Origin of the sequence: Streptomyces sp. 150FB, from assembly GCF_000818195.1 — a bacterium.
In the GTDB taxonomy this organism is placed as follows: domain Bacteria; phylum Actinomycetota; class Actinomycetes; order Streptomycetales; family Streptomycetaceae; genus Streptomyces.
The window spans coordinates 6,628,850-6,633,005 of record NZ_JTHL01000001.1 but is presented as its reverse complement, the minus strand read 5'-3'; the positions used below and the strand labels follow the sequence as shown (position 1 = coordinate 6,633,005).

General features: G+C 71.4%; 3 protein-coding genes. 2 read left to right on the top strand and 1 reads right to left on the bottom strand.

Features of this window, described 5'->3' with window-relative positions; translation table 11 throughout:
- Positions 1–110 precede the first annotated feature (110 nt).
- The gene (locus tag QR77_RS28765) at positions 111–1,505 is read right to left on the bottom strand and encodes a cation:dicarboxylase symporter family transporter (protein WP_052489123.1); all 1,395 of its coding nucleotides are present in this window, start codon (positions 1,503–1,505) and stop codon (positions 111–113) included.
- 181 nt (positions 1,506–1,686) lie between these two features.
- Here QR77_RS28765 and QR77_RS28760 point away from each other — a divergent pair, with 181 nt between their 5' ends.
- Complete coding sequence (locus tag QR77_RS28760; RefSeq protein WP_040024941.1) at positions 1,687–3,390, top strand: sensor histidine kinase; 1,704 nt, start codon at positions 1,687–1,689, stop codon at positions 3,388–3,390.
- On the top strand, positions 3,387–4,070 hold the full coding sequence (locus QR77_RS28755) for a response regulator (protein ID WP_040024940.1): 684 nt from the start codon (positions 3,387–3,389) through the stop codon (positions 4,068–4,070). Before QR77_RS28760 ends, QR77_RS28755 begins: the two co-directional genes overlap by 4 nt.
- Positions 4,071–4,156 lie beyond the last annotated feature (86 nt).

The following is a 4,156-nucleotide window of genomic DNA, read 5'->3' as shown; positions in this document are numbered from 1 at the left end:
GCCGTCCACCCCAGGCCGCCTCATCCTCCCGTACCGGCAGCGGACCGGCCCGTACGGGAGGTCGTCTCCGTACGGGCCGGTCTTCCTCAAGGCCGAGATGTGGGGGGGGGCTACACCCCGGCCTGGGTCTTGTCGCCGTCGCGCTGCTCCGGCACGTCCTGGTCCTGCTCGGTTCCCCGGCCCTCGGGCCGGTCCTTGGTGGGGGTGCCGCCGTGGCCCTCGTCCAGCAACGTCCGCTCGTCGAAGGGGAGATCACCGGCGAGTACGCGGTCCACGCGCCCCCTGTCGATCTCCTTCGTCCAGGTGCCGACGAGCATCGTGGCGACCGCGTTGCCCGCGAAGTTGGTCAGGGCCCGCGCCTCGCTCATGAAGCGGTCGATGCCGACGATCAGGCCGACGCCGTCGACCAGTTCGGGGCGGTGCGACTGGAGTCCGCCGGCCAGCGTCGCGAGTCCGGCGCCCGTGACGCCCGCCGCCCCCTTGGACGCGATGATCATGAAGAGGAGCAGCGAGATCTGCTCGCCGATCGCGAGCGGCCGGTCCATCCCGTCCGCGATGAACAGCGACGCCATCGTCAGGTAGATCGCTGTGCCGTCGAGGTTGAAGGAGTAGCCGGTCGGCACGACGATGCCGACGACCGGCCGGCTCACGCCGAGGTGCTCCATCTTCGCGATCAGCCTCGGCAGGGCCGACTCCGACGACGACGTGGAGAGGATCAGCAGGAACTCGCGCGCCAGATACTTCAGCAACGAGAAGATGTTGACGCCCGTGATCATCTTCAGCAGTCCGCCGAGGATGATGAACACGAAGATCGCACACGTGACATAGAAGCCGATCATGATCACGGCGAGCGCCTTCAGGGCGTCGACGCCCGTCTCGCCGACCACACCGGCGATCGCGCCGAAGGCGCCGATCGGCGCGGCCCACATGACCATCGCGAGGATGCGGAAGACAAGGCGCTGGATGTGTTCCACGCCCCGCAGCAGCGGCTCGCCCGTGCGGCCCATCGCCTGGATGGCGAAGCCGGCCAGCAGCGCGATCAGCAGCGTCTGGAGCACCGAGCCCTCGGTGAAGGCCGAGAACATGCTCTTCGGGATGATGCCGAGCAGGAAGTCCGTGGTGGAGCTGGACGTACCCTCCGCCTGTGCGGCGCCCGCGTGGCGTACGGACTCGGTCAGGTGCAGTCCGGAGCCCGGGTGCAGTACGTTCCCGACGACCAGCCCGATGGCCAGTGCGACCGTCGACATCACCAGGAAGTAGCCGAGGGCGAGCCCGCCGACGGCGCCGACCTTCGCGGCCTTCCTGACGGAACCGACGCCCAGCACGATCGTGCAGAAGATGACCGGCGAGATCATCATCGTGATCAGGCTGACGAAACCGGTGCCGATCGGTTTGAGCTGCACGGCCACGCCCGGCGCGGTGAAACCGACCAGGATGCCGAGCGCGACGGCAACGACCACCGCGATGTACAGAAAATGCGTACGGTCCCGCCGTGCTGCGGCCACGGGTCCTCCTTGACTCGTTCCTGCGGTGCCGTGCGATGCCCTGACATGCCCGGTCCCGCACCGTCCCTCTCCCGAGGGGGTCCCTCTCACAAGGGGTCCCGGCGACTATCCACCACGATGTGACCCCGGTCACCCTTACGTGCATTTCGTTCATACGAATTCGGCCAGGCAGACTTGGGCCATGTATCTCCCCCGCCGCCCGCGCAGCCTCGCAGGCCAGCTCTTCGCGATGCAGGCCGTGCTGGTCGCGGCCATAGTGGCGGGCTGCGCTGTCTTCGCGTACCTCAGCGACCGCGACCAGGCGAACGAGACCGCCGCGCGGCAGGTTCAGGCCGCCGGGCGTGCCGTGGCCGACTCGCCGTCCGTACGGGACGCCATCCGTACCTCTGACCCGAGCGCCCTGCTTCAGCCGTACGCGGAGCGGGTACGGCTCGACACCGGGGTCGACTTCGTCACCATCATGAATCCGCAGCGGATCCGCTGGACGCACCCCGACCCCCGGCAGATCGGCATGCCGTTCATCGGCCGTACGGCGCCGGCGCTGCGCGGCCGGACCTTCACCGAGACGTACACCGGGACCCTCGGGCCCTCCATCCGCGTCGTCACCCCGGTCAGGGACGGCGGCCGGATCACCGGTCTGGTCAGCGTCGGCATCACCGTGGACCGCATCTCCACGCAGGTGGCACACCAGCTCAAGCTGCTTACCCTCGCGGCGGGCGCCGCGCTGCTGCTCGGCGGGCTCGGTACGTATGTCATCAACGCCCGGCTGCGCAGGCACACCCACGGCATGAACGCCGCCGAGCTGAGCCGGATGCACGACTACCACCAGGCCGCGCTGCACGCCGTGCGCGAAGGACTGCTGATGCTCGACGGCGCGCGCAGGATCGCGCTCATCAACGACGGCGGCCGCGAACTGCTCGACCTCGACGACAGTGCGGTGGGCCGCTCCGTCGCCGAACTCGGCCTGCCCTCCCCCCTCACCGGCGCGCTGCTCGCCTCCGAGCCGCGCGTGGACGAGGTACACATGACGGACGACCGGATCGTGGTGGTCAACACCCGGCCCGTGGTGGGCGGCGAGCGGCGCGGTACGGTCATCACCCTCCGCGACCACACCGAACTCCAGGCGCTGTCGGGCGAGTTGGACTCGGAACGCGGCTTCACCCAGGCCCTGCGCTCACAGGCGCACGAGGCGGCGAACCGGCTCCACACCGTGGTCTCGCTGATCGAACTGGACCGGGTGCAGCAGGCCGTTGAGTTCGCCACCGCCGAACTGGAGCTGGCCCAGGCCCTGACGGACCGGGTGGTGGGCGCGGTCGGCGAACCCGTGCTCGCCGCGCTGCTGCTGGGGAAGGCGGCCCAGGCCAACGAGCGCGGCATCGAGCTGGTCCTCACCGACGACAGCCGTATCGACGACGGTGTCCTGCCGTCCACACTGCCCGCGCGCGACCTGGTGACGATCCTGGGGAACCTGATCGACAACGCGATGGACGCGGTGCGGGACGGTGGGGCCGGGCGGGACGGGGCGCGGGTGTTCGTCACCGCGCTGGTCGACGACGGTCAACTGCTCCTGACCGTACGGGACACGGGCACCGGGGTCGCCCCCGGCGACGTCGACGTGGTGTTCCGGCGCGGCTGGTCGACGCGGGGGCCTGGGCGGGGGCTCGGGCTCGCGCTCGTGCGGCAGGCGGTGCACCGGGCGCACGGGACGGTGTCGCTCGTCCGTGGCACCGAAGGCGCCGGGGACGGGAGCAGGGGCGCCGAAGGCGCCGGGGACGGGAGCGGGGGCAGGAGCGCCGAAGGCGCCGGGGGCGGGGCGGAGTTCACCGTGCGGCTGCCGTTGGGCGCCGTCGTCGCGCCGCGCGACAGTGTGGAGACGTCCTCATGACCGCCGACATCCGCGTACTCGTGGTCGAGGACGACCCGGTCGCCGCCGACGCGCACCAGCTCTACGTCGGGCGGGTCAGCGGCTTCACCGTCGCGGGCGCCGCGCACTCACGGGCCGAGGCGACCCGTGTTCTCGACCGTACGCGGATCGACCTCATCCTCCTCGACCTCTACCTCCCTGACGGCCACGGCCTCCAGCTCCTGCGCGGCCTGCGGGCCGCCGGGCACCAGGCGGACGTCATCGCCGTCACCTCGGCGCGGGATCTGGCGGTCGTGCGCGAGGGGGTGTCGCTCGGGGTCGTGCAGTACGTGCTCAAGCCCTTCACCTTCGCGACGCTGCGCGACCGGCTCGTGCGGTACGCGGAGTTCCGCGCGGCGGCGGGCGAGGCGAGTGGCCAGGACGAGGTGGACCGCGCACTCGGCGCGCTGCGGGCGCCCCAACCCGCCAGCCTGCCCAAGGGGTTGAGCGCGCCCACCCTGGAGGCGGTGACGCGCGCCCTGCGCGACAACGCGGCGGGGCTTACGGCGGCGGAGGCGGGCGCGAAGGTCGGCATCTCGCGGATCACGGCGCGGCGGTATCTGGAACACCTGGTGACGGAGGGGCGGGCGGGGCGGAGCCCGCAGTACGGGCAGGTCGGGCGGCCGGAGTTGCAGTACCGGTGGATCCCGTCCGCGCGGTGACGCCTTCCGGCTGGGCGTCGGGGGGGGTGCGGTGCGCTTGGCTGCGGCCGGTGGGTCTGGTGCCGGGCGCGGTGCGCCTCGCGGCG